This is a genomic window from Bradyrhizobium sp. Ken01 (assembly GCF_055807355.1).
Map to the genome: position 1 here is coordinate 1 of NZ_JBVVPC010000109.1, position 4,969 is coordinate 4,969.

Sequence of the window (4,969 nt, forward strand, 5' to 3'; positions counted from 1 at the left end):
GGAGACGGTGAACTGTATCGGCTGTTCTTCCGGTGGCGCTCGTCGGAGGCGAAACTTACACGCCGTCAGCGCATTCGCCTGCTCACGCGTCTCAACCGGCTGACTGAAGCTAACCCAATCGAGGCGTTCAGTGACCGGACATCACCTGTGCACACCGAGCTCGTGGCCATTCTCCACCAACTGGCTTCGCCGCCCGCCGCGTCAGCGCACCCCTGATTGCGACATGACGCGACCAGGACCCGGCTTCCTTTTGGGCAGATACCGTCATTTTGCTGAGTTGCGGAGTTTGATTGCTGCGGGGCTTGGCGCACATTGAGTAGCACGACCCGCACTCCACACTGCTGCAACCGCAACCACGGATTTTCTCGCACCAGATACCCTCGATGACTGGCGTCGCGCCGCCCCCCGGTTGCCTTGCCCTCCACAGCACCTGCGCGGATGAGGGGCCACCCCCGGCGGCCATCGACAGCGCCAAGCGCTCGCGCATCATTGTCGACACCTCAACCGCTGATTTGTCCGCCGCGACGACCACGGCAGGCGGCGCGCACCGGCAGCGCCATGAGCGCGCCACCATCACGACGACCGATCAAGACCACGCACACCATCACCGCGACGGGATCGGGGTAACAGCCCGCTACCCCGGTAAGCGCGGCCCCGGCGCGCCGCCTCTCTATCGGGGAGCAGTTGCGGGAGACCCCGGTCGCGGTGCGCCCGGTTCTCGTGCAGGCTGTGGGCATGCTAACGTTAGTTGCTGTGAGGATTAACGGAGCCGGCAAGGGATGGGCCGCATGAGATTATTGATCCGATGGATCGGCTACGGTTTCATCGTTGTTGGCGTTGCACTGTTCATCGCAAGTTACCTCGTAACTTATAACCGAGGAGGCATCTCCGCGATTGCTGAACGCTTCTACCACCCACTCGCGGACGCTTTCCAATTGGCAATGTGTGTCGGACCCGGATTATTGCTTATTGGCATTGCCGATTGGCTCGAAAAAAGAAGGACACGCACAGACCGCTCCGGACAATCGCCGAGCAACGAGGAGCAAGAAGCACCGAGCATCACATTCCTGAGTGCTTTGCCAAATCCAAAAACAAATACGCCCTTGAAGATGGTCGAGCTTAGGGGACTTCTGTTCATGTATTATGAAAACGCACAAACGATAGGTGAGGTAAGTGCGAACGTCCCTGCGTTTTATAAATTTCCGCAGTCCGCCGTAGTAACCAGAGAGCGCCAGCCGCTACTCATAGTTCGCATTGAAGAGAGTTCAGTTGGCTCCATGCTTTGCGCGATTGTGCCATCTGGCGAAATATACAACTTCGGTCCTTTTTCCCGCACTGACCAAAGTGCTTTTCTTACAAAGGCTGCGCAGATAGTCTCAGAAGTTATTTGATGATCGTCTGCAAGCCGGTTAGCTCCAGAATATCGCGGCGGCCGACAGGACGTGGGAGGACATCACGCCACCGCCTCATCGTCCACTACGGCAGGCGACGGGACGGCAGCACGATCACCGACAGCGGACGGCATCTCGTCATCGCGCACCGATGTCATCTCCAGGCTTCCGTAAATTGTCTATCAAGATATGCGCGCTAATCAGAAAGACCCATGCGGGCAATACCACGAAGCTCCACGCAATGTAGTAACTCCCGATAAGTAGCAACAACGCAAATAGGTAGCCGATATAAGCGATCCAACGCGGAGCGATGCTTGTATAGATTACAATAGTTGACGTTGAGACCATGAAGACCGCAGCCATCTTGGTAGCATACACATTGTTGACGATGAATGCGGCTGAGCGGGCATATCGAAATATGCCGGAACTTATCAATTCATTCGGTTCGGTCTTGGAAGCCAAAAGCATGACTGCGCCTATCACAGCAGCTGCGGTAAACAGCATAACCAGAAACAGCATGGCGCTTCCGATAAACACCGTGGCAAAAAAGCGATCCTCCTGATGACCAAGACGATTACGCAGCACCCCAACGAACCACAAGAAGGCGATCCCGGCGAAAGGAACTAAGTTCAACGCAAGTTCAATTGAGTTCGTATCGGCGGCTAACCATGCACCGGGCTCCAAAGGGTCAGTTGGAATGGAACGTCGAAGCAGCCCAAAGATCGTGAACATGAGCAGGGAGAAGATGATCCCTGCTATGGCAGCCGACTTTGGTGTTTTCAGATCGCTGTGCATGACGATATCGTCTCTCACCGGCTGGATCATGAGGCGTTTGCCAAGCCGTGGTCCGGTTGATTTACATCAACAGCCTGTCTACCTGCGTGAGGTGAGATGCTCTCGGGGCGCGGAACCGGGACACGAAAATGGATCAAGGTTCGGAAGCCAAGCAAGTCTGTCGTCGCAGCGCACTCGCTTTCCTTGGATGCGCGGCTGCATTTGGAGGGGTCGCCTCGTCAGCGGTTCTGACCGCGTCGGAGGCGGTAGCCCAAGCCATCGCAACGCCCACCACACCAACAACACCGCCAGCAGATACCCCGAAATCCGGCACCGAGCGGCGACAGGACAGGCGAAGTGGCCGAGCGGAACGCCGTCAGGAACGACGCACAGGACGCACAGAGCGGCGTCAGGAGCGGCGCACGGGGCGAGACGAACGACGGGACGCGCGCGATGGCACCACCACCACCAGCACCGCGAAGTAATCGGTCGCCCGGCTCTACACGACAACGGTCCGCCTCAGGGCGGGCCGCTAGAAACGCTGTACAGCGCGCCGCCAGCGCCGGGCCACCAGACAGCGGCCAGGCCCCTATCGCATCCAACGTCAAAAACGACGTTAGTTCATCTTGCGCCGGAGCTGTTCGAGGAGGGCGCGCAGGTCGTCAATGTGTTCGGCGACTAGCTGTCGCGCCTGCTGTATCCGTGATTGTTTCCGCTCCGGCGCGTCATTGCTCGGAGGGCGGTCGTCAGGATCGTCCATCCCCCTTAGTAGAAGGCGACGGAAAACGGTTTGATCACAACATGCAATAGTGTGCCTTAAATAGAGGCGCTGCGGTCTGCCTTTTCCGCAGTCTCCAGCATCGCAAGTTGGCTCGCGAGGCCGGTAAAACTGCGAGATATATTCTTCAAGATGCTCGCTGTCCGTGCGGCTGTGCCGGGTTCAGCGGCCCTGCATTTGAACGCAACGGCGAATTCCCGGCAATCTGCCGCCGTAGGCATTGCAACAGGTCCGGTGCCGCCGACTGCTGGTCGGCGCAGGAGTTTTTCGGTTGCGACGATCTGTGCGCGTGAGCGTTTTATCTGCTCCTGCACGGCTCCTTTAGCGTGCGGATGCTCGTCGAGTGTGCTGCGGTGGCTCTCTTCGAGGTCCTTGCCGGGGTAATAGCGCATTGGCTGTCCTTTCGCCCTCCGCACGCATAGCATCAACGTTAATAGTTTCACTCCAAATGAACCTCTGCAAGCCGGGTTAGCTCAGAATATGGCGGCGGCCGACAGGACAGGCACGGCGTCACGTGATCGCGTCATCACCACGTCGAGCGCCTCACCATCGCGACGACGGACAGGCGACCGCGAGCGACGGGCAGGCACGCGTCAGGCGCGAAGCCGCACAACGGGCCGTTATCAAACGAGTTGCATCACAAGGTGAATGACCTGCGGCTCCCGGCTGGGCGCAGGCTGGAAACCGAACTTGCTAAACACCTTCCGCATGGCGGTGTTCTCCGGCAGCACTTCCGCGATCAATTCCGTCAACCCGGCGTCGCGCGCAATGCCCGCCAGATGCCGCATCAGATGCGACCCGATGCCTTGCCCCTGATAGCCGTCCATGACCATGAAAGCCACCTCGGCACTGCCGGGTTCAGCAACGATGTAGCGGCCACCGCCGACGATAATAGGGCGGCCATCCTCATCAGCCAACGCAATCAGAGCGACGTGATTGCGGAAGTCGATCCTCATAAAGAAATCGATTTCCTTCTGCGAGAAGCCGCGTTTCGCCACGAAGAAACGCCGCCGTAGCGCCTCCGTGCTGGTGCGCCCGATCGCCGCGAGTATGTCGTCCTCGTCATCCGGCCGAAGCGCCCGGATTTTGATCGGACGCCCATCGCGGAGATGTTCGATGGCGCGATAGCTATCAGGCATGATTAACCCCCTGCAGTCCGCGAAGACTAGAAGCTGCCACGCCAGCGTCGAGCGCGCCACCATCACCCGGCGGCGCAGGCGTCAGCGTCAAGATTCATTAAACAGCGCTACAGCGCGCCGCCAGCGCAGGGCTACCAAACACCCGGCAAGCCGGCCATCGCATCCAGCAGGCCCGCGCCGCGTCCGTTGCGGCTCCCCGCCATCGCTGTCTGCTTCCAGAGGATCGTGCTGCCGACCGTCTTCACAGAGCGGGTCGTCGCCAAACAGTAGATGCTGCTTTGCGGTTAAATGAGAGGCCGCCCGTTGAGGCGGCCTTTAATTTGCGGGGGGGGGGGGGTAAATTGGCGCAGCATAAGTTCAAGCAGCAACCTTTGCTGCTTTGCTGAGGCGATCTGGTCCCGGGTGTTCTCGCGGAGCGAGATTGCGTCTTCTATGGCGCGTTGAGCGCGGTCCAGAAGTTTCCGAGTTTCGGGGCTGATCCGTTCCGGCACAAGAAACGCTCCTGCTTTGAGGCGGGAGCGCTGTGGCGTCTCTCAGTCAACCGACGCCCTGACATCGTGGCCGGTGATGGAGCGTAACGTACCATGCGCGAGGCAGGTTCCTCAGTAAAAAGCGCGATCCGCCGGGCCATCGAGCCCTTCGACGGGGCGTTGCTGTGCGCGGACCTAACTATCGTCCAAACGTGTGAAACTAGGGCCTAATAGGGCCCAGCGGTTTCGGGCCGGACCAAGCGCCGGTCGACTATCCCGGTAAGTTATTCGCCGGACAAGACTTTTTAGCTCCGCCCCTCGTATCGAAATCGCTGGACGACAGGACCACACGGTTTTGCCGTACGCGCATTCGCCATTTCGCCGCAGGGTTCGACGGCCTCGTGCACGTAGCCATCG

5 protein-coding genes are annotated in these 4,969 nt (G+C 59.3%); 2 read left to right on the forward strand and 3 right to left on the reverse strand.

Going from position 1 to position 4,969, the window contains the following annotated elements; genetic code table 11:
* Together AC0L3S_RS38750 and AC0L3S_RS38755 are read left to right on the forward strand one after the other, a co-directional pair.
* Window positions 1-216, forward strand: a 216-nt coding sequence (locus AC0L3S_RS38750; protein WP_473285173.1) for a hypothetical protein, incomplete at its 5' end; no start/stop codon positions are given.
* 572 nt (window positions 217-788) lie between these two features.
* The gene (locus AC0L3S_RS38755; RefSeq protein ID WP_473285175.1) at window positions 789-1,391 is read left to right on the forward strand and encodes a hypothetical protein; all 603 of its coding nucleotides are present in this window, start codon (window positions 789-791) and stop codon (window positions 1,389-1,391) included.
* Window positions 1,392-1,529: 138 nt separating this feature from the next.
* Here AC0L3S_RS38755 and AC0L3S_RS38760 read toward each other — a convergent pair whose 3' ends face one another.
* From AC0L3S_RS38760 to AC0L3S_RS38770, 3 genes are all read right to left on the reverse strand, one after another.
* Window positions 1,530-2,216: a hypothetical protein gene (locus AC0L3S_RS38760; RefSeq protein WP_473285178.1), complete on the reverse strand. Its 687-nt coding sequence runs from the start codon at window positions 2,214-2,216 to the stop codon at window positions 1,530-1,532.
* A 765-nt stretch (window positions 2,217-2,981) separates the two neighbouring features.
* On the reverse strand, window positions 2,982-3,335 hold the full coding sequence (locus AC0L3S_RS38765; protein WP_473285180.1) for a hypothetical protein: 354 nt from the start codon (window positions 3,333-3,335) through the stop codon (window positions 2,982-2,984).
* A gap of 231 nt (window positions 3,336-3,566) precedes the next feature.
* The gene (locus tag AC0L3S_RS38770; protein ID WP_473285183.1) at window positions 3,567-4,082 is read right to left on the reverse strand and encodes a GNAT family N-acetyltransferase; all 516 of its coding nucleotides are present in this window, start codon (window positions 4,080-4,082) and stop codon (window positions 3,567-3,569) included.
* Between the last annotated feature and the right edge of the window lie 887 nt (window positions 4,083-4,969).